This is a genomic window from Mesorhizobium marinum (assembly GCF_040813675.1).
GTDB classification, from domain to species: domain Bacteria; phylum Pseudomonadota; class Alphaproteobacteria; order Rhizobiales; family Rhizobiaceae; genus Mesorhizobium_K; species Mesorhizobium_K marinum.
Map to the genome: position 1 here is coordinate 15,481 of NZ_JBFOCI010000007.1, position 20,146 is coordinate 35,626.

Sequence of the window (20,146 nt, forward strand, 5' to 3'; positions counted from 1 at the left end):
GCGCTCAGCAGCCGATGATGTAGCGGCTGTATTTTCCGGTGATCGCCTTCACCGTCAGGATCGCCGCGAAGCTGATCGCCAGCACCAGCGCGAAATAGAGCGCGAGGTCCGCCATCGGCTCGCCGACATGCGGCGACAGGACTTCCGGCATGCGCATCAGCACGGCGATCACGATGGCATGCACGAAATAGAGCCCGAAACTGTTCTTCGCGATGAAGGAAAGCGGCTTTGCCGCGTGCCTGCCCCACAGCGCGAAGAAGCCGCAGAAGAGGAAGAAGCCGACATATTTCTGGACAAGCATCATGTCGAAGGCCAGCGGCAGCCAGCCGTCGCCGGCGGCGCGCTCGATGTTGCTGGTGTTGTTCAGCACCAGCGCCTGCACCACGGCCGTCGCCAGCATGAGGATGGCAAGGAGGGCGACCGTGCCCGGGCGCGCGACGACCGCGAGGATGCGCTCGCGATACTCCCAGAACACCATGCCGAACATGTAGATGTTGGCGAAGTAGAGGAAGCTGTGGAACGGGTTCAGGTTGTCGAGCGGGCGGTGCACCCACATGGCGACGAGGAAGGCAACTGCGACCAGCGCCAGGCGCGGTCCAGGCTTCATGCGGATGAAGCGGTCGAACAGCGGCGACGCCAGGAACACCAGGAAGATGAAGGGGATGTACCAGTACGCATTGACCATGCGTCCGGTCGTCATCAGCACGACGAGGTCGACGAAGCCGCTATGCGGGTAGGCGACGCCGTCCTTGAAGCTCTCGACGTAGAAGGCGCCGGCCGCGATTTCCGCCAGCGCGATCGGCGTCGCCATGAACAGATAGGGCAGGCCGATGTACAGGGCCTTGCGGCGCATGAACTCGCCATAGGCCATCCGGCCATGGAACACCTGGCGGTAGAGGAAGCCGGAGATGAAGACGAAATAGGCGGTGCCGCTGTTGATCAGCGAGGGGATCACGTTGATGAGGGCGATGCGGGTGGTCGGGTCCTCGTCGGCGAAATGCGTCCAGGCGAGCGCGAAGGTGTGGCCGCAGACGATCAGCAGGATCGCCAGTGCCCTGAAATATTCGATGTAGGCGACATGTTCCCTCGTTCGGGCGGCTGTCTGCGTCGTGGGCACTACCGCCTCATGACGGCCGCGGACGGATGCTATGTCGCTCATCGATGGTCTCGGTATGCGTATCGGTCCGGCGACTATCTATCATCGAGCTGAAGGACGCCAAGCATCATCCTTACCAAAGGGTTAACGGCGATCTGCGTACCGGAATGTGAACCGGCGCTGTCGGGCCTGGCCATTTGCTTTGCACAATCGTCGGGAAAGTGGCATGCGTTCTGCGCTCAAACGCAGGGGATTCTAGATGGACGCGATACGAGTTGGCCTGGTTCTGCTCGGGCTGTGCCTGGCCGGTCCGGGCGTGATCACGGCGACGGTTGCTGCTGCGCAGGAAGGCGAGGGGCTGAGCGACGTCCTTACCGACCTGCTGCGCGGATCCGACGGCGCACCGCTCGCGGGGCCTGAGCGGCGTCTGCCGTTCGGCCGCGAGGACATGCAGCTTTCCTTCGCGCCTCTGGTCAAGGAGACGGCGCCGGCCGTCGTCAACGTCTATGCGTCCAAGAAGCCGCGCGAGGTCCGCTCGCCCTTCGAGGGCGATCCCTTCTTCGAGCAGTTCTTCGGGCGGCAGATGCGTCCGCGCGCGCAGAACTCGCTCGGTTCGGGAGTCATCGTCGACGCCGGCGGCCTCGTCGTCACCAACTTCCACGTCATCCGCGGCGCCGACGAGGTGAAGGTCGCGATGTCCGACGGTCGCGAGTTCGCCAGCCGGGTTCTCCTCAAGGACGAGTCGCTCGATCTCGCGGTGCTCAAGATCGATGCGCCGGAGCCGTTCCCGGTGGTGCCGATCGGCGATTCCGACGCGCTTGAGGTCGGCGACCTCGTGCTTGCGGTCGGCAACCCGTTCGGCGTTGGCCAGACGACCACCAGCGGTATCGTGTCGGCGCTGGCGCGCACCCATGTCGGCGTCTCCGACTTCGGCTTCTTCATCCAGACCGACGCGGCGATCAACCCCGGCAATTCGGGCGGCGCGCTGATCAACATGGGCGGACAGCTGGTCGGCATCAACACCGCCATCTTCAGCCGCAGCGGCGGCTCGATCGGCATCGGCTTCGCCATCCCCTCCAACATGGTGCGCGCCGTCACCCAGGCAGCGGCCAGCGGCAGCGATTTCTTCGAGCGGCCCTATCTCGGCGCCGATTTCGAGGAAGTGACCGCGCAGATCGCCGAGTCGCTCGGAATGGCCAGGCCGACCGGCGCGCTGGTCTCGGCGGTCGCCGCCGACGGCCCCGCCGCCAAGGCCGGACTGCGCGCCGGCGACGTCGTGCTGACCCTCAACGGCGCCGTCATCGAGCATGTCGACGCGCTGAGCTACCGGCTTGCCACCCAGAACATCGGCACCCAGGCCGAGCTGAAGGTGCTGAGCCAGGGCGACGAGAAGACGGTCGGCGTCGATCTCGTCCGCGCGCCCGAAGGCGCCAACGCCGCGCCCGTCATGATCCGCGGCCGCAGCCCCTTCGCCGGCGCCAAGGTGGCCGATCTCTCGCCGCGCCTTGCGCAGCGTCTCGGCCTCGACGCCGACATCAAGGGCGTGGCGGTGGTCGACATCGACGGCAGCTCGCCGTCGGCCCGCTTCGGCTTCCAGCCGCGCGACATCGTGCGCGAGGTGAACGGCGAGGAGATCGACACGGCCGACAAGCTGAAGCAGGTGGCGGAGACGCCGTCGCGCTGGTGGCGCTTCACCGTTGAGCGCGACGGCAAGCTGCTGCGGCAGACGCTCAGGTTCTGATGGGCGACCTCTTCGGGCCAGACGAGCCGGACGGGGCGCGCGCCGCCGCGCCGCTCGCCGACCGGCTGCGCCCGAAGACGCTGGCGGACGTCGTCGGCCAGGAACACCTGACCGGCGACGACGGCGTCCTGACGCGGCTGATCCGCTCCGGTTCGCTTGGCTCGATGATCTTCTGGGGGCCGCCTGGAACCGGCAAGACGACGGTGGCCCGTCTGCTCGCCGGCGAGACGCAGCTTGCCTTCGAGCAGATCTCTGCCATCTTCTCGGGCGTCGCCGACCTGAAGAAGGTCTTCGATGCCGCCAGGCTGCGCCGGCGCAGCGGCCGCCAGACGCTGCTCTTTGTCGACGAGATCCACCGCTTCAACCGCGCCCAGCAGGACAGTTTCCTGCCCGTCATGGAAGACGGCACCGTCGTCCTCGTCGGCGCAACGACCGAAAACCCGTCCTTCGAGCTCAATGCCGCCCTGCTGTCGCGGGCGCGCGTGCTGGTCTTCAACACGTTAGGCGAAGAGAGCCTGGAGCGGCTGCTCGCCCGGGCCGAGGAGGTCGAGGCAAGGCCGCTGCCGCTCGACGCGCAGGCGCGGGCGGTCCTGCTGCGCATGGCCGACGGCGACGGCCGCGCCGCGCTTACGCTTGCCGAAGAGGTCTGGCGCGCCGCCGGGCCGGGCGAGGTGTTCGACGCCGCCCAACTGCAGCACATCGTGCAGCGGCGCGCGCCGATCTACGACAAGGGCCAGGACGGCCACTACAACCTGATCTCGGCCCTGCACAAGTCGGTGCGCGGCTCCGATCCGGATGCCGCGCTCTACTACCTCGCGCGCATGCTCGACGCCGGCGAGAACCCGCTCTATCTCGGCCGGCGCCTGGTGCGCATGGCGACCGAGGATATCGGCCTGGCGGACCCGCAGGCGCTGGTCATCGCCAACGCGGCCAAGGACGCCTACGACTATCTCGGCTCGCCCGAGGGCGAACTGGCGCTCGCCGAGGCGACCGTCTACCTCGCCACCGCGCCGAAATCGAACGCCGTCTACACCGCCTACAAGGCGGCGATGCGCGCCGCCAGGGAGCACGGCTCGCTGCTGCCGCCGAAACACATCCTCAACGCGCCGACCAAGCTGATGAAGGAAGAGGACTACGGCGCGGGCTATCTCTACGACCACGACCAGCCCGACGCCTTTTCGGGTCAGGACTACTTCCCCGAGGCCATGCAGCGCCGCACCTTCTACGATCCGCCCGAGCGCGGCTTCGAGCGTGAAATCAGGAAGCGGCTCGACTATTGGGCGCGGATCAGGCGCGAGCGCGGCGACGGCTGATCGGCGCTCGCAAAGCGCTTCGCAGCGGCCCGGCTGCCCTCGCTCTGTATCGGCTTCGTTGCGTACCCGGCACGCGGTGCCGCGCTTCAAGGCATGATCCGGTTACAGCCAGGCAAATACTACCAACGTCCGGCGCGATCGCTACCTCGGTCGCGTGACAACCGTCTGCCGAGCCGCGGCGACTGCCGCGGCGCCAGGTCCGGTCCAAAGCGAGGACGTTCAAGACATGAGCAGCACCAGACATTCTCTGCCGCAGATGACGGATGGCCTGTTTCTCACCGATGGTGGCATCGAGACGACCCTCATCTTCCACGACGGCTTCGACCTTCCCTGTTTCGCGGCCTTCACCCTCCTCAGGGACGAAAAGGGCATGCGGGCTCTCCGCCGCTACTTCGCCCGCCACGCCGCCGTCGCCAGGAAGAACGGCATGGGCTTCGTCCTGGAAAGCGTAACCTGGCGTGCGAACCGGGACTGGGCCGAAAAGCTCGGCTACTCCGCTCCGGAGCTCGAGCAGGCGAACCGTGACGCGATCCGGCTCCTGCGCGACATCAAGGCGGAATACGAGACGCCGGCCACGCCGATGCTGATCAGCGGCTGTATCGGCCCGCGCGGCGACGGCTACGACCCCGGAACGGCGATGAGCCAGGAGGAGGCGCAGGCCTATCATTCGCAGCAGGTGCGCATCTTCGCCGACGAGAACGTCGACATGGTGTCCGCCATGACCATGACCAACGTCAACGAGGCGATCGGCGTGGTCCGCGCCGCGCAGTCGGCCGAAATCCCGTCGGTGATCTCGTTCACCCTCGAGACCGACGGCAATCTGCCGACCGGCGACAGCCTGGGCAAGGCGATCGAGGCGGTCGACCGGGCGACCGGTGCGGGCCCGGCCTACTACATGATCAACTGCGCCCATCCGACCCACTACGAGAGTAAGCTCGCCGCGGGAGAGCCCTGGCTCGCGCGCATCGGCGGCATGCGCGCCAACGCGTCCAGGCTAAGCCACGCCGAGCTCGACAACGCCACCGCGCTGGACGACGGCAATCCCGTCGAGTTCGGCCGCCAGCTCGCCGACATCCGCGCGCGGCTGAAGCACGTGCGGGTTCTCGGTGGCTGCTGCGGCACCGACCATCGCCACATCGAGCAGATCGCGATGAGTTGCGCCGAGGTCGGGGCTGCCTGACCCTTCCGGCGAGGTGGCCGGGGGACTGTTCCCGGCCGCTTCGCATTGTGGGAAGATGCATCGCGGGCGGGCTCCGCATCGGACGCAAGCGCATCCCGCCCGAATGGCGGTGTCCATGACCCGATCCGACGACCATCGACTGACGGAGGCGCGTTTGCACTACGGCCGCATGATGGCCGAGGCGAGCGGCTCGCCGGACCCGCGCATCGGTCGCGTGTTCGAGACGCTGGCGCGCGAAGACTTCCTGCCGCCTGCGCCCTGGCGCATTCTCGGCGCCCACCGCTATGAGGAGGTTCCGGCGTCGGATGCGGCGCAGCTCTATCGCAACGTCCTTGTTGCGATCGATGCCGAACGCGGCATCAACAATGGCGAGCCTTTCCTGCACGCGCAATGGATCGGCGCGGTTGCCCCGCAGCCGGGAGAGAGCGTCGTCCATGTCGGCGCAGGCGGCGGCTATTACACCGCCGCGCTGGCGCTTCTGGTCGAGCCGGGCGGCTTCGTCGTGGCCTACGAGATCGATCCCCAGCTTGCCGTCATGGCCGGGCGCAACCTCGCGCCCTATGCGAATGTCAGCCTGCGCGGCGCCGATGCGGTGACCGCAGCGCTGGACGAGGCCGATATCCTCTATGTCAACGCCGGCGTGGTCGCGCCGCCGCTCGCCTGGCTGCGCGCGCTGAAGCCCGGCGGCCGCATGATCTTCCCGTGGCGTCCCGCCCGGGAGATCGGCCTGACGGTCCTCGTCACGCGGGCGCCCGGGGGTTATGCAATGCGGATCGTCGGCGGCTCCTGGTTCATCCCCTGCGTCGGGGCGTCCGACGCGCGGCTCTGCCTGAAGACGCCGATGCCCCGCGATGCGCAGTCGGCGCGGTCGATCGTGCCGGCCGCCGACCGCGCGCCGGATAAAACCGCTGTGGCGATCTATCCGGAAATCTGGTTTTCGTCCGCGGCGATCGGAGTCGTCGAACCCACCAGTGACAATTGATAAGATCCGATTAGGTGATTTCAAACAATTGCCTGACAGTATTTCCTCATGGGCAAGGCTAATGGAGAAGTCGCTGTGGGCGATCCTGCCAGGCTGATATCGAGGAAGACAGGCGACTGGTGGCAGGACGACCGCCGAAACTGGTGCGCATACTGTGGCGTCTCCTTGGGCGAGGCCGACATCGGGCTCGAACGCAAGAGGACTTACGATCACGTCATTCCGCGCGCCCACAAGGGGCGTCACGTTACCATCCCGGCCTGCCGGCCCTGCAACGCCACGAAGGGAAAGACCGGCTTGCCCGAATTCATGACGAGCGAATACTTCTCGTCCATCCGCAAGAAGAGGAAGCCGAACCAGTGGTCGCTGCGCGACCTATGGCTGGTAATGGCGCTGGCGGCGGTCGAGCAGGCGAGAAGCAATGCTCAAGCATGGCCGGTTGACGCGAGAGACAGCGATTGACCCTCCGCGCCGACGCGGGCAATAGACTCCCATGTTCCATCTCTTCCTAGTCGCCCTCGGCGGCGCCGTCGGCGCCTCGCTGCGCCATCTCGTGAACCTGTCGGCGTTGCGGCTCGCCGGCCCCAACTTTCCCTGGGGCACGATGGCGGTCAACATCGTCGGGTCGTTCGCGATGGGCGTTTTCATCGAGCTCCTGGCCCGCCGCTTCAACGCCTCCAGCGAGCTGCGCCTGTTCGTCGCCACCGGCATGCTCGGCGGCTTCACCACCTTCTCGGCCTTCTCGCTCGATGTAGCCGTGCTCTGGGAGCGCGGCCAGACACTGCCGGTCATCGGATACACCGTCGTCAGCGTTGTCGGCTCGATCCTCGCCATCTTCCTCGGCCTGTGGCTGGCAAGAAGTGCTGGCTGAGGCTCCGGGCAGGTGCTATTGCGCGCTGCGCAAGGGTTAGAGCGATGGCAGGCGTAGAGCAGATCAAGGTCGAGGACGGCGAGTCGGGCATGCGGCTCGACCGCTGGTTCAAGGTCCATTATCCGGGCCTGGGCTTCGGCCATCTTCAGAAGCTGCTGCGCTCCGGCCAGATCCGCGTCGATGGCGGGCGCGTCAAGGCCGATTCCCGCGTCGAGCCCGGCCAGACGGTCCGCGTGCCGCCGCTGCCCGTCGACAAGGCCGGCAGCGCGCCGCTCACCGCCAAGACCATTCGCGGTCAGGACGACGGCGATGTCCTGCAGCGGATGCTGCTGCATGAAGACCCAAAGGTGTTCGTCTTCAACAAGCCCGCGGGGCTTGCGGTGCAGGGCGGCTCCGGCGTCACGCGCAGTGTCGATTCCATGCTGGAAGCCTGGCGCAACAAGAAGGGCGAGAAGCCGCGGCTGGTGCACAGGCTCGACCGCGACACGTCCGGCGTGCTGGTCGTTGCGCGCACCCGGCTTGCCGCGATGAAGCTCGCCGAGGCGTTTCGCGAGCGCGAGACCGGCAAGACGTACTGGGCGCTGGTCAAGGGCGTGCCGAAGAAGCGCGAGGACAAGATCTCGACCTGGCTGGTCAAGGAGCAGACGCCCGACGGCGACCGCATGCGCGTCGCCAGGCACGGCGAGGAGGGGGCCGACCACGCCATCTCCTACTACCGCGTCGTCGAGCAGGCCGGGCAGTCGCTGACCTGGCTTGAAATGGAGCCCTACACCGGCCGCACCCACCAGCTGCGCGTGCATGCCGCCCATATTGGCTGCCCGATCATCGGCGATCCGAAATATTTCGAGGCGGATACCAACTGGGAGTTTCCAGGCGGGCTCCAGAACAGGCTGCATCTGCACGCGCGCCGCATCGTCATCCCGCACCCCGACAAGGGCGTCATCGACGTCACCGCGCCGATGCCGCCGCACATGCGCCAGAGCTGGAACCTGCTCGGCTTCGACGAGGCCAGCGGAGACGCGGAGTGAGCACTGCCGCGGTGCTCGATCGACGCGAGGCGATCGACAGCTTCGCCGTCGCCGTCATGATCTGCCTGACGCTGTCATGGGGCATGAACGGCGTCGCGGCCAAGCTCACCAATACCGGATACAGTCCCCTGTTCCTGGCGATGGTGCGCTCGGCGATCGGCTGCGCGCTGGTCGTGCTGTGGTCCCGGTGGCGGGGCATCCGGTTGCTGGAACGCGACGGCACGCTGGTTCCCGGGCTCGTGGTCGGGCTGCTGTTCGGCGTCGAGTTCATGCTGATCTTTGTCGGCCTCGACTACACCTCCGTCACGCGAAGCACGCTTCTCGTGAACACCATGCCGTTCTGGGTGCTGGTCGCCGGCCACTTCTTGCTCGGCGAGCGCATCACGGTGCGCAAGACGGCCGGCCTCCTGCTTGCGTTCGCAGGGCTCGTTCTGGTGTTTTCCGACAGGTTGAGCCAGCCCGGCCCCGACGCGCTGGTCGGCGACGTCATGAGCCTGGCTGCCGGCCTCGCATGGGCGGCCACCAGCATCGTCATCAGGCGGACCCGGCTCGCCGCCGTCGCCGCCGAGAAGCTGCTGGTCTACCAGTTGGCGGTTGCAGCGCTGCTTGCGGCGGTGTTCCTGCCGCTCGGCGGCCCGCCCATCCGCGACGGCAATGCACTCGCCACCGGCGCGCTTCTTTTCCAGGCCACCTACATCGTCGGCGTCACCTACGTGATCTGGTTCTGGATGGTGCAGCGCTACCCCGCCACCGGCCTTGCGAGCTTTACGGTCCTTACGCCGATATTCGGCGTGCTTCTCGGCTGGCTTCTGCTTGGCGAGCCGCTCGGAATGACTATCTTTCTGGCAATGGCGTTGATCGTGGCGGGGCTGGCGCTGGTCAACCGATCCCCGAGGAAGGCATTGGGTCAATAATGCGCGACATTCTGAACGATCTCGAGGCAGGCCGGCTGCTGTCCGATCCCGATCCGATGCGGCGCGCGCAGTTGCAGATGCGCACGCCGATGCCCAAGCGGTTCTACAAGGAGGCGGCCGTTGCCGAACGCGACGGCGGTTTCACCATCGAGCTCGACGGCAAGCCGGTCAAGACGCCCGGCAAGTCGCTGCTCGTCCTGCCCACGGCGCGCGCTGCGCAACTCGTGGCCGACGAGTTCTCGGCGCAGGAAGAGCGGCTCGACCTCGCCACCATGCCGGTCTACCGGCTGGTCAACACGGCCATCGACGGGGTGGCGGCCGATCCGCAGGCGGTGATCGAGGACATCCTGCGCTTCTCGTCCTCCGATCTTCTCTGCTATCGCGCGGCCGGTCCCGATACGCTCGTTCGCCGGCAGGACGAAGCCTGGGATCCCGTCATCGACTGGGCGAGGGCGGCGCTCGGCGCGCGCCTCAATCTCGCCGAAGGCGTCATCCATGTCGAGCAGCCGAAGGATGCGATCGCCGCGCTCGGCGTCCACCTCGGCCAGCGCGCCGAGCCCGTGCGGCTGGCCGCCCTGCATGTCATGACGACGCTGACCGGTTCGGCCCTGCTCGCGCTTTCCGTCGATTTCGGCGAGCTCGACATCGAGGCCGCCTGGCGCGCGGCCAACATCGACGAGGACTTCCAGGCCGAGCAGTGGGGCCACGACGCCGAGGCGGTCGCCCGCAACGTCGCCCGCAAGCGCGACATGACGGCGGCCGCATCGCTGATCGAGGCGATGCGCGCCTGACGACGGAATTCGCTCCGCCCCATTGACCTTCCACCGGCTGGAACCCGTAGCACCGTCGCAGCCCCGCGCCAGACGTCGCGGCGGCAGTGTTGGAATGTGAGGATATTCGATGAGACGGATTGTTACTGCGCTGTCCATGGCCGCCCTTCTGGCGGCCGGAGCTTCGATCGCCGTGGCTGGCTCGGACCTGTCGCCGGGCTCGAAGGCGCTCGAAGAGGCCAACGCGGCCATGCATCATGCGATGGCGGTCGAGATGACGGGCGATGTCGACGTCGACTTCATGCGCGCCATGATCCCGCACCATCAGGGCGCGATCGACATGGCCCGGATCGTCCTCGAATACGGCAAGGATCCGGAAACCCGCAAGCTGGCCGAGGAGATCGTCAAGGCGCAGGAAGCGGAAATCGCCTTCATGAACGAATGGCTGGAGCGCAAGGCCGCGGCCGGCGAGGATAATGCCGCCGGCGCCGGCCACGCCGACCACTAGCCGCAAGCGCCCGCAACAAAAAAAGGGTCTCGCGCGCGAGCGCGGGACCCTTTTTGGTCTGGCCCGGAGGCCGGCGTCAGTTCTTGCGCGGCCCCGACGCCTCGTCGACCGCGTCCTGGTGATACCAGGCGGTCTCCGGGGCGATCTTCAGCTTGCGGATCGCGCGGACTTCTGCCGCGAATTTGGCCTTTGCGCTCAAATTTGAGGCAGTGCGTCGTCCGCCTGCCGGGAATGCCAGAATTTTCGCCGACGGGCGATGCATGCTCGCGTCCATTGTCGGAATCCTTGCCGTCATTTCCTTTGACTGAATCAAATAATCAAACGCCGGCCTCTTGCAAGTGAAATGGGCATGATGCCTAGAAAAATATCAGAAGCTGCATAAACAACGTGCAATCGGGTCTCTTGCCGCGCGCGTCGGCAGCGCCGCGCCGGAACTGCCGTCGCACGATGCGATTTCGCGCTGTTGCCGGCATGCGTCCAGCGAACTGGCACGCGGCTTGCTTAACGTCTTCTGACTGCGGCCGTTCAGGCCGGAGGCGCCCCCAGGCGGGCACTGGTTGCACAGATCACTTACGTGAGGTCAGAATGACGAAGTACAAGCTCGAGTATATTTGGCTCGACGGCTACACCCCGGTTCCCAATCTCCGCGGCAAGACGCAGATCAAGGAATTCGATTCCTTCCCGACGCTCGAGCAGCTTCCGCTGTGGGGCTTCGACGGCTCGTCGACCATGCAGGCAGAAGGCCATTCGTCCGACTGCGTGCTGAAGCCGGTCGCGCTCTATCCCGATCCGGCCCGCACCAACGGCGTGCTGGTCATGTGCGAGGTCATGATGCCCGACGGCGTCACCCCGCATGCCTCCAACAGCCGCGCCACCATCCTCGACGACGAGGACGCCTGGTTCGGCTTCGAGCAGGAGTACTTCTTCTACAAGGACGGCCGTCCGCTCGGTTTCCCCGAGCAGGGGTATCCCGCCCCGCAGGGCCCTTACTACACCGGCGTCGGCTACAAGAATGTCGGCGACGTCGCCCGCCAGCTCGTCGAGGAGCATCTCGACCTTTGCCTCGAGGCCGGCATCAACCACGAAGGCATCAACGCCGAGGTGGCCAAGGGCCAGTGGGAGTTCCAGATCTTCGGCAAGGGCTCCAAGAAGGCCGCCGACCAGATCTGGATGGCCCGCTACCTGCTGCTGCGCCTCTGCGAGAAGCACGGAATCGACATCGAGTTCCACTGCAAGCCGCTCGGCGACACCGACTGGAACGGCTCGGGCATGCACTGCAACTTCTCGACCAAGTACCTGCGCGAAGTCGGCGGCAAGGCCTATTTCGAGGCGCTGATGGCCGCCTTCGACAAGAACCTGATGGACCACATCGCGGTTTACGGCCCCGACAACGACAAGCGCCTCACCGGCAAGCACGAGACGGCGCCCTGGAACAAGTTCAGCTACGGCATCGCCGACCGCGGCGCCTCGATCCGCGTGCCGCACTCGTTCATCAAGAACGACTACAAGGGCTACCTGGAAGACCGCCGCCCGAACTCCCAGGGCGACCCCTACCAGATCGCCTCGCAGGTGCTGAAGACCATCGCGGAAGTCCCGACCGGCGCCGAGAAGAAGGCCGCCGCCTGAGCATTGCCGTCATCGAAGAAGGGGCCGCGTCTCGCTCGCGGCCCTTTTTTGTTGCGCGGGGCAGGGCGCCGCGGTAACCGCGCCGTTGCGCTCCGGATGCCGGCGCGGCGTCATCCCGCAACGCCGCCGGCCCAGAACGCTCCCCGAGGAGCACCATGATTGACGATCCGCGCGGACAGATCGAATACGGCGAGCAGGGAGCCGGGCCGACGCTTGTGCTGGTGCCCGGGTCGTGCAGCACCGGCGCCGCCTGGCGGCCGGTCATGAAGGCGCTCGAAGGCCGCTATCGCTTCGTCACCACCAGCCTGCTCGGCTACGGCGAAACCGCCGAGCGGCGCAGCGACGCCGACCCGTCCGTCCTGCCCGAGGCGGAGGCGCTGGAGGCCGTCATCGAGCGCGCCGGCGGCGAGGTTCATCTCGTCGGCCATTCCTTCGGCGGCGCGGTGGCGATGATCGTCGCCATGCGCGGGCGCGTCCCGGTCAGGAGCCTGGCAATCTTCGAGGCGCCGTTGCCGTCGCTGCTCGCCGGCGTCGGCGAGGCAGCCCACCGCCGGGCCTTCGCCGACATGACCGATGCCTATTTCGCCGCCTACCGGACGGGCGACCGCCTGGCGATCCGCTCGATGATCGACTTCTACGGCGGCGCGGGAACCTGGGCGTCCTGGCCCGACAAGGTGCGCGACTACGCCGTCGCGACCACGCCCGTGAACCTGCGCGACTGGGCCTGCGCCTACCGCTATCCGCTGACGCCGGCCCAGCTTGCGACCATCGACATGCCGGTCTCGGTGGCCGTCGGCGCGGCCAGCCATCCTTCCGTCTGCCGCGCCAACGGCATCGTCGCGAGCGCCATCCCGGGTGCCACATTCCGGGCGATCGGCGGGGCCGCCCATTTCATGATCTCGACGCATCCCGTGCAGGTCGCCGAAATCGTCGAGCAGACGGTGCGCCGGGTCGACGCGCCGGTCCTCGCGGCCGCGGCGCAGGCGCCGCGCGGAAACTGCTGCCGATAGGGGCCCCGGCCGCGCGCGTCCGTTCAGGCCTTACCGGCCCGGCCCGAAAGTCTGGTAGAGCCAGATCGAGATGTCGCTCTCCAGCGGAAAGGAGAGCATGCCCATCACCGAATAGCCGAGCAGCCAGGGCATGAAGTAGAAGCGGATCATGAAGAAGAACCAGGCCACGAACAGCGGCACCAGCGGCTGGATCAGGAAGCCTGGCGTGATCGGCCTGAACAGCTTGATGATCGGGTCCGTCACCCTGACGAAGAAGCGCATGAAGAAGAAGCTGGAATCCTCGCGCAGGAAGATGCCCATCGCCACGCGCCCGATCAGCGTCCACATGATGACGCCGAGCACATAGTCGATGACGATCACCCAGAGCGGGTGAATGAAGATCATGTCTTCCAAGATGCCCCTCCCAACACGAAGGGGCGGGACCGGGTCCCGCCCCTTCTCTACTGCTTAGCTCTGGTCAGTGACCGGAGGCAAGGATCGGCTTGCCGGACGGGATGCGAACCTCGTCCACCATGTCCTGGATCTCCTTGGAGGGCTCGCGCGTCGCAAGCGTCACCACGACCATGCAGACCAGGCTCACCGCCATGCCGACGATGCCGAAGCGCACGTCGTCGATGCCGAACCAGGGCGTCATGATCTTGTTGAAGACCAGGTAGAGGTAGAGCGATCCGGAAACGAACCCGCCGATCATGCCGGCGATCGCCCCCGCCGTGTTGGCCCGCTTCCACCAGACGCCCAGGACGAGCGGGAAGAAGAGACCGGAGCACGCGAAGTCGAACGCCCACGCGACCGCGCCCAGGATCCCCGTCAGCTTGAGCGACGCCACGATGGCGGCGGCCGCGCCGATGAAGAGCAGGATGACGCGGGCGACGGTGAGACGCCGCTTCGTGTCAGCCTTGGGGTCGATCATCTTGTAGTAGAGATCGTGGCTGAGCGCGTTGGCGATTGCCAGCAGCAGTCCGTCTGCGGTCGACATGGCTGCCGCGAGGCCGCCGGCGGCGACGAGGCCGGAAATGACGTAGGGCAGGCCTGCGATTTCCGGTGTCGCGAGCACGACGATGTCGGGCCGCATGAAGAACTCGTTCAGCTGAACGATCCCGTCGCCGTTCTGGTCGGCCACGGCGAGCATGCCCACCGACGACCAGTGCTTCACCCACTGCAGGTTGGCCACATCTTCAAACGCCTTGCCGATGACTGACGTCGCCAGGTTCGGGTCGAGCAGCTGCAGCTTCGACAGCGTGGCAAGCGCCGGCGCCGAGAAGTAGAGCAGGAAGATGAAGGTCAGCGACCAGCCGACCGAACGGCGGGCCGAACGGACGGAAGGCGTGGTGAAGTAGCGCATCAGGATGTGCGGCAGCGATGCGGTGCCGGCCATCATGCAGATGGCGAGCGACACCATCGCCCAACCCTTGCCCTCGGGGGCGTTCTGCGGGTTGACCAGCACGGAGACGCCAGGGATGGCCTCGAGCGCGGGCTTCAGCCCGTACTGCGCCTCCAGTTCCGCGATGCGATGCACCGCGTCGCCGTAGGAGAAGTGCGGAATGATGCCGAAGCCCTGGCGGTTGGACATCCAGATGATCGGCACGAGGTAGGCGATGATCAGCACGATGTACTGGGCCACCTGGGTCCAGGTCACGCCGCGCATGCCGCCGAGCATCGAGCATATGAAGATGCCGAGCAGGCCGAGCCAGACGCCGAATTCGAACGGAACGCCGAGCGTCTGCGCCGCGATGGTGCCGGTCGCGTTGATCTGCGCCGTCACGTAGGTGAAGGACGCCACCACCAGGATGATGACCGCGCAGAGCCGGGCGAAGTTGCCGCCGTAGCGTGTGCCGACGAAGTCGGGCACGGTGTAGCAGCCGAACTTGCGCAGGTACGGCGCCATCAGCGAGTTGACGAGCACGTAGCCGCCCGTCCAGCCGACGATGTATCCGAGATAGGGATAGCCGCCGAAATAGACGCCGCCGGCCAGCGCGACGAAGGACGCGCCGGACATCCAGTCCGCCGCCGTCGCCATGCCGTTGTAGAGAGCCGGGACCTCGCGGCCGGCCACGTAGTAGGCGTCGACTTCAGCCGTCCGCGACAGCCAGCCGATGATGGCGTAGATGGCGATCGTGAACATCAGGAAGCCGATGCCGATGGCCTGGGCGCTCATGCCGAGCTGCTCGAGGATGGCCATCAATGCGAAGAAGGCGAGGAATCCGAGCGTGTAGAGCGCGTAGACCTTGCCTAGGTTGTCGATGAAACGCTTCTCGCGTTTGCCTTCTTCTATTGCCATTGGTCAGCCCCCCTCACTCGCCGACGCCGAATTCGTCGTCGATCTGATCCTGACGCCAGTTCTGGATCCAGATCAGCGCCACGAACGCGATGAGCGAACCCTGCACGCACATGTAGTAACCCAGCGGGAACCCAAGGAACGTGTAGGCGTTCAGGGAATCCGCGTTCCATGGGATGATGATGGCGAAGATCGCCCACAGCACCATGATCGTGGTGTTGAGGTTTCGCGTCTTCGTCCAGTGAGCTTCCCGCGAGCCCTTGTCTTGTCCGGGCATCTGTGTCCTCCCGCGTTTCTGCCGACCTCTCCACCGGCAGGCCTGTGGCTGCGCGGACTCGCCGCCAGCCTGCGGCGAGGATTGCAGAAAGCGAAAACCCTGCAAATAATCCCATCGTCGTATTCCGCGGCGGCCCGGGGGCCGCGAAAGTGCAGGCATGAACGGATTTGTCGATCAGTTTTCGCAGGGGCTCCAGTGGTGGGCCGAGTTCGTGTCGCGTCTGTCGATTCGCCGTGATCGCGCGCCGCTCGACAGTGTCGGCCGCATGTTCGAGTTCGTCTCGACGCGGTCCGCGCTGATCACCCAGAAGAAGCTCTACGGCTACCTCAAGGAGCGCATCGGTTTGCGCTACGCAGCCGCCATGGAGGACGATCCGTTCGCGCGCTCGGTGGATATCGCCAAGATGGAGGTTTTCGCCGCCTCGCTATCGGACATGACCATCTATGCCGTCGTCCAGATCGATCGGCGCGCGCCGCTGCCCGATGGCGAACGGCACGCGCTCGCGCTCGCCTGCTATGCCTCGGGCATGCGCGACAATGCCGGCGAGGCGCCGGACCGCTCGGCGGTGGCGCGCTGGACGGACGAATTTCGCGGCAGGCTGGAGGGCGTGAACTGGAAGAACCTGGCCGCCGGCGCGAGCCCGTTCACGGAGAGCCCCAAGGCGCTGGTCCGGTGGGCGCCGATCGCCGACGAGCACAAGCGCTACGACCGCGAGATCGTCGAGAACTCGATTCGATTCGCGTGGAACGAGGTCATCCAGGACTACACCCGCCGCCTCGACGCCGAAGCGGTCATCCGGGACTGGGAAGGCCGCGAGCCGGCCTGAGCACGAAGCAGGAAGAGGCGGGCAGGGGCGCCACGTCGATTTCGCGGCGCCCCCAGAGCGGTCGTCAGACCGAGTAGTACATGTCGAACTCGACCGGATGCGGGGTCATCTCGAAGCGCATGACCTCGACCATCTTCAGCTCGATGTAGGCGTCGATCTGGTCGTCGTCGAAGACGCCGCCGGCCTTCAGGAAGCCGCGGTCCTTGTCCAGGCTCTGCAGTGCTTCGCGCAGCGAACCGCACACGGTCGGGATGCGCTTCAGCTCCTTCGGCGGCAGGTCGTAGAGATCCTTGTCCATCGGCTGTCCCGGATGGATCTTGTTCTTGATGCCGTCGAGGCCGGCCATCAGCATGGCGGCGAAGGCGAGGTAGGGGTTCGCGCCCGGATCGGGGAAGCGGACCTCGACGCGCTTCGACTTCGGCGACGAGCCGAACGGGATGCGGCAGGACGCCGAGCGGTTGCGCGCCGAGTAGGCGAGCAGGACCGGCGCCTCGTAGCCGGGCACCAGCCGCTTGTACGAATTGGTCAGCGGGTTGGTGAAGGCGTTGATCGCCTTGGCGTGCTTGATGATGCCGCCGATGTAGAACAGGCAGTTCTCGGAGAGGCCCGCATATTCGTTGCCGGCGAACGTCGGCTTGCCGCCCTTCCAGATCGACTGGTGGACATGCATGCCCGAGCCGTTGTCTCCGAACACGGGCTTGGGCATGAAGGTCGCCGTCTTGCCGTAGGCGTTGGCCACCTGGTGCACGACGTACTTGTAGATCTGCATCTTGTCGGCGTTGCGGACGAGCGTGTCGAACTTCATGCCGAGCTCGTGCTGCGCGGCGGCCACCTCGTGGTGGTGCTTCTCGACGACGATGCCCATCTCGGCCATCACCGTCATCATCTCGGAGCGCATGTCCTGCGCGGAATCGACCGGCGGAACCGGGAAGTACCCGCCCTTCACGCGGGGGCGGTGGCCGAGATTGCCCGTCTCGTAGTGCGTGTCGTCATTCGACGGAAGCTCGCTCGAGTCGAGCATGAAGCCGGTGTTGTAGGGATCGGCCTTGTACTTCACGTCGTCGAACACGAAGAACTCGGCTTCCGGGCCGACAAAGATCGTGTCGCCGATGCCCTCGGACTTCATGTAGGCCTCCGCCTTCTTGGCGGTGCCGCGCGGATCGCGGTTGTACGGCTCGCCCGAGACCGGATCGAGGATGTCGCAGACGATGACCATGGTCGACTGCGCGAAGAACGGGTCCATGTGGGCCGTCTCGGTGTCGGGCATGAGCACCATGTCGGACTCGTTGATCGCCTTCCAGCCGCCGATGGAGGAGCCGTCGAACATGACGCCGTCCGCGAACATGTCCTCATCGACGGCCATCACGTCCATGGTCACGTGCTGGAGCTTGCCCTTGGGGTCGGTGAAGCGCAGGTCGACGAATTTCACGTCGTTGTCCTTGATCTGCTTCATGATGTCTTTGGCTGTCATGTCCTGGTTCCCTAGATGACGTTATGGTTGCAATTAGCCGATCGGGTCAGATGGCGTCTATTCCGGTCTCGCCGGTGCGGATGCGGATGACTTCCTCGATGTTGGAGACGAAGATCTTGCCGTCGCCGATGCGGCCGGTCTGGGCCGCCTTGCGGATCGCATCGATGGCGCCTTCGACGGCGTCGTCGCCGAGCACGACCTCGATCTTCACCTTGGGCAGGAAGTCGACCACGTACTCGGCGCCGCGATAGAGCTCGGTGTGGCCCTTCTGGCGGCCAAAGCCCTTGGCCTCGGTCACCGTGATGCCCTGGAGGCCCGCCTCCTGCAGCGCTTCCTTGACCTCATCGAGCTTGAACGGCTTGATGATCGCTTCGATCTTTTTCATCAGAATGTGGCCTCCGGAAAACGTGGTGACGGACAGGATCGTCCTCTTTCCGCAACGTCTAGCACGAACCGTGCCAGTCCATGCAACACCGGGTGATCCCTTGCGTTGTGCGCAAGCCACGCGGTTTGCCGAAGTCAAACGAACCGCCCTAGGCGCAATGCGCCGGTTCGGTGCGCATCGCCTGGAAATGATGACAAAATGTGCAGCCTAAAATTTGCGCAAGATGCCTATTCTGGCAGCATTATATGGATCGGAGTATACCTTTGGCCGTCTCGAACGCAGGCCCGGCCTTCGCCTTCGGCCCGGCCCATGCTACCGCGTGGCGAACCGACCGGGATGCCAGGCCAATGTCGCATGAGATCTTGACCCCGACCGAGATGGGCGAGGCCGACAGGCTGGCCATTGCGGCCGGTCCTTTCGACGGCATGGGGCTGATGCGGCGGGCCGGCGCCGCTGTCGCGGCGGCCGTGCTCGAGCGTTTCGGCGGCGCGGAGGCCGCCGACATCCTCTGCGGCCCCGGCAACAATGGTGGAGACGGATACGTGGTCGCCCGGCTGCTGCATGAAGCCGGCGTGCCGGTGCGCGTCTGGTCGCTGGGCGCGCCGCGGCAGGGCAGTGACGCGGCCATCGCCGCGGCTGAATGCCCGGTCACGCCCAAGCCGCTTTCGGACTTTGCACCGGCGCCGGCCTCGGTCGTCGTCGACGCGCTGTTCGGTGCGGGCCTGTCGAAGGCGCTCGACGGCGATGCCGCGGCCGCGATCGAGCGGTGTTCGCGGGCGGGCGCGCCGGTCGTCGCCGTCGACCTGCCGTCCGGCGTCTCCGGCGCAAGCGGCAAGGTGTTGGGCGCCGCCCCCCGGGCGACCATGACCGTTACCTTCTTTCGCAGGAAGCCCGGCCATCTGCTCTACCCCGGGCGGGCGCTTTGCGGCGAGACGATCGTCGCCGACATCGGCATTGGCGCGGCCGTGCTTGAGACGATCCGGCCTGCCTGCTTCCAGAATGTCCCGGCGCTCTGGCGCGAACGCTTCCCGCGGCCCGGGGCCGCCTCCCATAAATATGCGCGCGGCCATGTCGGCGTGCTGTCGGGCGGGCCGACCTCGACCGGCGCGGCGCGGCTGTCGGCGATGGCCGCGGCGCGCGCCGGCGCGGGGGCGGTGACGCTGCTGTCGCCAGGGGGCGCGCTGCAGGTGAACGCCGCCCACCTGACGTCGATCATGCTGCGCCGGGCCGACACCGCCGGCGAGATCGCGCAGTGGCTGGACGAGCGCAGGCCGGGCGCGCTGGTCGCGGGGCCGGGGCTAGGCCTGCAGGACGAGGTGGGCGACATGCTGCTGTCGCTTGCCGGAATCGATGGCGGGGAACTAGGCAACGTCGTGTTCGACGCCGATGCGCTGACCCACCTGTCGCGCCGCCGCGAAGAGTTTCTCGCGGCGTTCCAGATGCCGGGCACGCCGCAGCGTGTGCTGACGCCGCACGAAGGCGAGTTCGCCCGCGTCTTCCCGGAACTTTTGGCGGACGACGGCCTGTCGAAGCTCGATCGCGCGCGCCGGGCGGCGGCGCTGACCGGGGGAACGGTGATCCTGAAGGGTCCCGACACCGTGATCGCCGGCCCGGACGGCCGCGCCGCGATCAACGCCAACGCCGCGCCGTGGCTGGCGACCGCCGGGTCGGGCGACGTGCTGGCCGGCATCTGCGCCGGGCTGCTGGCGCAGGGCATGCCGCCCTTCGAGGCGGCGTGCGCGGCGGCCTGGCTGCATGGCGAGGCCGGCTCGCGCTTCGGCCCCGGGCTGATCGCGGAGGACCTGCCGGGCCTGTTGCCGCCGATCCTGCGCGAGATATCCGATCTTCCGGAGGGCCGCTGAAGATCGTCGCGCGA

General features: G+C 66.6%; 21 protein-coding genes. 14 read left to right on the forward strand and 7 right to left on the reverse strand.

What is annotated here, in order from left to right; all coding sequences use genetic code 11:
• Positions 1 to 4: 4 nt before the first annotated feature.
• A complete protein-coding gene (locus tag ABUE31_RS19255; RefSeq protein ID WP_367725353.1) occupies positions 5 to 1,159 on the reverse strand; it encodes an acyltransferase family protein in 1,155 nt (384 codons plus the stop codon).
• A gap of 196 nt (positions 1,160 to 1,355) precedes the next feature.
• Between ABUE31_RS19255 and ABUE31_RS19260 the strand changes: the two genes are divergently transcribed.
• The 10 genes from ABUE31_RS19260 (at position 1,356) to copM (ending at position 10,400) form a co-directional block, all read left to right on the forward strand.
• Positions 1,356 to 2,837 carry a DegQ family serine endoprotease gene (locus ABUE31_RS19260; RefSeq protein WP_367725354.1) on the forward strand — a complete coding sequence of 494 codons (1,482 nt, stop codon included), beginning with the start codon at positions 1,356 to 1,358 and terminating at the stop codon, positions 2,835 to 2,837.
• Positions 2,837 to 4,150 carry a replication-associated recombination protein A gene (locus ABUE31_RS19265; protein ID WP_367725356.1) on the forward strand — a complete coding sequence of 438 codons (1,314 nt, stop codon included), beginning with the start codon at positions 2,837 to 2,839 and terminating at the stop codon, positions 4,148 to 4,150. The genes ABUE31_RS19260 and ABUE31_RS19265 overlap by 1 nt, the downstream gene beginning before the upstream one ends.
• Positions 4,151 to 4,376: 226 nt before the next feature.
• Positions 4,377 to 5,330 carry a homocysteine S-methyltransferase family protein gene (locus ABUE31_RS19270; protein ID WP_367725357.1) on the forward strand — a complete coding sequence of 318 codons (954 nt, stop codon included), beginning with the start codon at positions 4,377 to 4,379 and terminating at the stop codon, positions 5,328 to 5,330.
• 115 nt (positions 5,331 to 5,445) lie between these two features.
• Complete coding sequence (locus ABUE31_RS19275; RefSeq protein WP_367725358.1) at positions 5,446 to 6,312, forward strand: protein-L-isoaspartate O-methyltransferase family protein; 867 nt, start codon at positions 5,446 to 5,448, stop codon at positions 6,310 to 6,312.
• Between the two features lie 165 nt (positions 6,313 to 6,477).
• Positions 6,478 to 6,771: an HNH endonuclease gene (locus tag ABUE31_RS19280; RefSeq protein WP_367725359.1), complete on the forward strand. Its 294-nt coding sequence runs from the start codon at positions 6,478 to 6,480 to the stop codon at positions 6,769 to 6,771.
• Between the two features lie 31 nt (positions 6,772 to 6,802).
• Positions 6,803 to 7,180, forward strand: a complete 378-nt coding sequence (gene crcB, locus ABUE31_RS19285; protein WP_367725360.1) for a fluoride efflux transporter CrcB — start codon at positions 6,803 to 6,805, stop codon at positions 7,178 to 7,180.
• Between the two features lie 44 nt (positions 7,181 to 7,224).
• The gene (locus ABUE31_RS19290) at positions 7,225 to 8,208 is read left to right on the forward strand and encodes an RluA family pseudouridine synthase (protein ID WP_367725361.1); all 984 of its coding nucleotides are present in this window, start codon (positions 7,225 to 7,227) and stop codon (positions 8,206 to 8,208) included.
• Positions 8,205 to 9,122: a DMT family transporter gene (locus tag ABUE31_RS19295; RefSeq protein ID WP_367725362.1), complete on the forward strand. Its 918-nt coding sequence runs from the start codon at positions 8,205 to 8,207 to the stop codon at positions 9,120 to 9,122. The genes ABUE31_RS19290 and ABUE31_RS19295 overlap by 4 nt, the downstream gene beginning before the upstream one ends.
• Positions 9,122 to 9,913: an ATP12 family chaperone protein gene (locus tag ABUE31_RS19300; RefSeq protein WP_367725363.1), complete on the forward strand. Its 792-nt coding sequence runs from the start codon at positions 9,122 to 9,124 to the stop codon at positions 9,911 to 9,913. The genes ABUE31_RS19295 and ABUE31_RS19300 overlap by 1 nt, the downstream gene beginning before the upstream one ends.
• A 109-nt stretch (positions 9,914 to 10,022) precedes the next feature.
• On the forward strand, positions 10,023 to 10,400 hold the full coding sequence (gene copM, locus ABUE31_RS19305) for a CopM family metallochaperone (RefSeq protein WP_367725364.1): 378 nt from the start codon (positions 10,023 to 10,025) through the stop codon (positions 10,398 to 10,400).
• Between the two features lie 76 nt (positions 10,401 to 10,476).
• Here copM and ABUE31_RS19310 read toward each other — a convergent pair whose 3' ends face one another.
• Positions 10,477 to 10,674 carry a DUF2735 domain-containing protein gene (locus tag ABUE31_RS19310; protein WP_367725365.1) on the reverse strand — a complete coding sequence of 66 codons (198 nt, stop codon included), beginning with the start codon at positions 10,672 to 10,674 and terminating at the stop codon, positions 10,477 to 10,479.
• A 311-nt stretch (positions 10,675 to 10,985) separates the two neighbouring features.
• On the opposite strand from ABUE31_RS19310, the gene ABUE31_RS19315 reads away from it, so the two are divergent.
• Together ABUE31_RS19315 and ABUE31_RS19320 are read left to right on the forward strand one after the other, a co-directional pair.
• Entirely contained in the window at positions 10,986 to 12,026 is a 1,041-nt protein-coding gene (locus tag ABUE31_RS19315) for a glutamine synthetase beta-grasp domain-containing protein (RefSeq protein ID WP_367725366.1), read from the forward strand.
• Between the two features lie 155 nt (positions 12,027 to 12,181).
• Positions 12,182 to 13,036: an alpha/beta fold hydrolase gene (locus ABUE31_RS19320; protein ID WP_367725367.1), complete on the forward strand. Its 855-nt coding sequence runs from the start codon at positions 12,182 to 12,184 to the stop codon at positions 13,034 to 13,036.
• 30 nt (positions 13,037 to 13,066) lie between these two features.
• On the opposite strand, the gene ABUE31_RS19325 is transcribed toward ABUE31_RS19320, so the two are convergent.
• The 3 genes from ABUE31_RS19325 to ABUE31_RS19335 form a co-directional block, all read right to left on the reverse strand.
• Entirely contained in the window at positions 13,067 to 13,420 is a 354-nt protein-coding gene (locus ABUE31_RS19325) for a YggT family protein (RefSeq protein ID WP_367725588.1), read from the reverse strand.
• A gap of 73 nt (positions 13,421 to 13,493) precedes the next feature.
• Complete coding sequence (locus tag ABUE31_RS19330; RefSeq protein ID WP_367725368.1) at positions 13,494 to 15,314, reverse strand: sodium:solute symporter family protein; 1,821 nt, start codon at positions 15,312 to 15,314, stop codon at positions 13,494 to 13,496.
• 13 nt (positions 15,315 to 15,327) lie between these two features.
• Positions 15,328 to 15,588, reverse strand: coding sequence for a DUF4212 domain-containing protein (locus ABUE31_RS19335; protein ID WP_367725369.1), 261 nt, complete (start codon positions 15,586 to 15,588; stop codon positions 15,328 to 15,330).
• A 157-nt stretch (positions 15,589 to 15,745) separates the two neighbouring features.
• Between ABUE31_RS19335 and ABUE31_RS19340 the strand changes: the two genes are divergently transcribed.
• Positions 15,746 to 16,414, forward strand: a complete 669-nt coding sequence (locus ABUE31_RS19340; RefSeq protein WP_367725370.1) for a hypothetical protein — start codon at positions 15,746 to 15,748, stop codon at positions 16,412 to 16,414.
• A gap of 64 nt (positions 16,415 to 16,478) precedes the next feature.
• Here the strand turns inward: ABUE31_RS19340 and glnA are convergent, their stop codons facing one another.
• Positions 16,479 to 17,885, reverse strand: a complete 1,407-nt coding sequence (glnA, locus tag ABUE31_RS19345; protein WP_367725371.1) for a type I glutamate--ammonia ligase — start codon at positions 17,883 to 17,885, stop codon at positions 16,479 to 16,481.
• Between the two features lie 46 nt (positions 17,886 to 17,931).
• Complete coding sequence (locus tag ABUE31_RS19350) at positions 17,932 to 18,270, reverse strand: P-II family nitrogen regulator (protein ID WP_367725372.1); 339 nt, start codon at positions 18,268 to 18,270, stop codon at positions 17,932 to 17,934.
• 347 nt (positions 18,271 to 18,617) lie between these two features.
• Here ABUE31_RS19350 and ABUE31_RS19355 point away from each other — a divergent pair, with 347 nt between their 5' ends.
• Positions 18,618 to 20,132, forward strand: a complete 1,515-nt coding sequence (locus ABUE31_RS19355) for an NAD(P)H-hydrate dehydratase (RefSeq protein WP_367725373.1) — start codon at positions 18,618 to 18,620, stop codon at positions 20,130 to 20,132.
• The last annotated feature ends 14 nt before the right edge of the window (positions 20,133 to 20,146 follow it).

Excerpts from the sequence above, each read along its gene's own strand:
- ABUE31_RS19255 (WP_367725353.1), bottom strand. The coding sequence starts at position 1,159 with ATGAGCGACATAGCATCCGTCCGCGGCCGTCATGAGGCGGTAGTGCCC.
- ABUE31_RS19260 (WP_367725354.1), top strand. The coding sequence starts at position 1,356 with ATGGACGCGATACGAGTTGGCCTGGTTCTGCTCGGGCTGTGCCTGGCC.
- ABUE31_RS19265 (WP_367725356.1), top strand. The coding sequence starts at position 2,837 with ATGGGCGACCTCTTCGGGCCAGACGAGCCGGACGGGGCGCGCGCCGCC.
- ABUE31_RS19270 (WP_367725357.1), top strand. The coding sequence starts at position 4,377 with ATGAGCAGCACCAGACATTCTCTGCCGCAGATGACGGATGGCCTGTTT.
- ABUE31_RS19275 (WP_367725358.1), top strand. The coding sequence starts at position 5,446 with ATGACCCGATCCGACGACCATCGACTGACGGAGGCGCGTTTGCACTAC.
- crcB (WP_367725360.1), top strand. The coding sequence starts at position 6,803 with ATGTTCCATCTCTTCCTAGTCGCCCTCGGCGGCGCCGTCGGCGCCTCG.
- ABUE31_RS19290 (WP_367725361.1), top strand. The coding sequence starts at position 7,225 with ATGGCAGGCGTAGAGCAGATCAAGGTCGAGGACGGCGAGTCGGGCATG.
- ABUE31_RS19300 (WP_367725363.1), top strand. The coding sequence starts at position 9,122 with ATGCGCGACATTCTGAACGATCTCGAGGCAGGCCGGCTGCTGTCCGAT.
- copM (WP_367725364.1), top strand. The coding sequence starts at position 10,023 with ATGAGACGGATTGTTACTGCGCTGTCCATGGCCGCCCTTCTGGCGGCC.
- ABUE31_RS19310 (WP_367725365.1), bottom strand. The coding sequence starts at position 10,674 with ATGGACGCGAGCATGCATCGCCCGTCGGCGAAAATTCTGGCATTCCCG.
- ABUE31_RS19315 (WP_367725366.1), top strand. The coding sequence starts at position 10,986 with ATGACGAAGTACAAGCTCGAGTATATTTGGCTCGACGGCTACACCCCG.
- ABUE31_RS19320 (WP_367725367.1), top strand. The coding sequence starts at position 12,182 with ATGATTGACGATCCGCGCGGACAGATCGAATACGGCGAGCAGGGAGCC.
- ABUE31_RS19325 (WP_367725588.1), bottom strand. The coding sequence starts at position 13,420 with ATGATCTTCATTCACCCGCTCTGGGTGATCGTCATCGACTATGTGCTC.
- ABUE31_RS19330 (WP_367725368.1), bottom strand. The coding sequence starts at position 15,314 with ATGGCAATAGAAGAAGGCAAACGCGAGAAGCGTTTCATCGACAACCTA.
- ABUE31_RS19335 (WP_367725369.1), bottom strand. The coding sequence starts at position 15,588 with ATGCCCGGACAAGACAAGGGCTCGCGGGAAGCTCACTGGACGAAGACG.
- ABUE31_RS19340 (WP_367725370.1), top strand. The coding sequence starts at position 15,746 with ATGAACGGATTTGTCGATCAGTTTTCGCAGGGGCTCCAGTGGTGGGCC.
- glnA (WP_367725371.1), bottom strand. The coding sequence starts at position 17,885 with ATGACAGCCAAAGACATCATGAAGCAGATCAAGGACAACGACGTGAAA.
- ABUE31_RS19350 (WP_367725372.1), bottom strand. The coding sequence starts at position 18,270 with ATGAAAAAGATCGAAGCGATCATCAAGCCGTTCAAGCTCGATGAGGTC.
- ABUE31_RS19355 (WP_367725373.1), top strand. The coding sequence starts at position 18,618 with ATGTCGCATGAGATCTTGACCCCGACCGAGATGGGCGAGGCCGACAGG.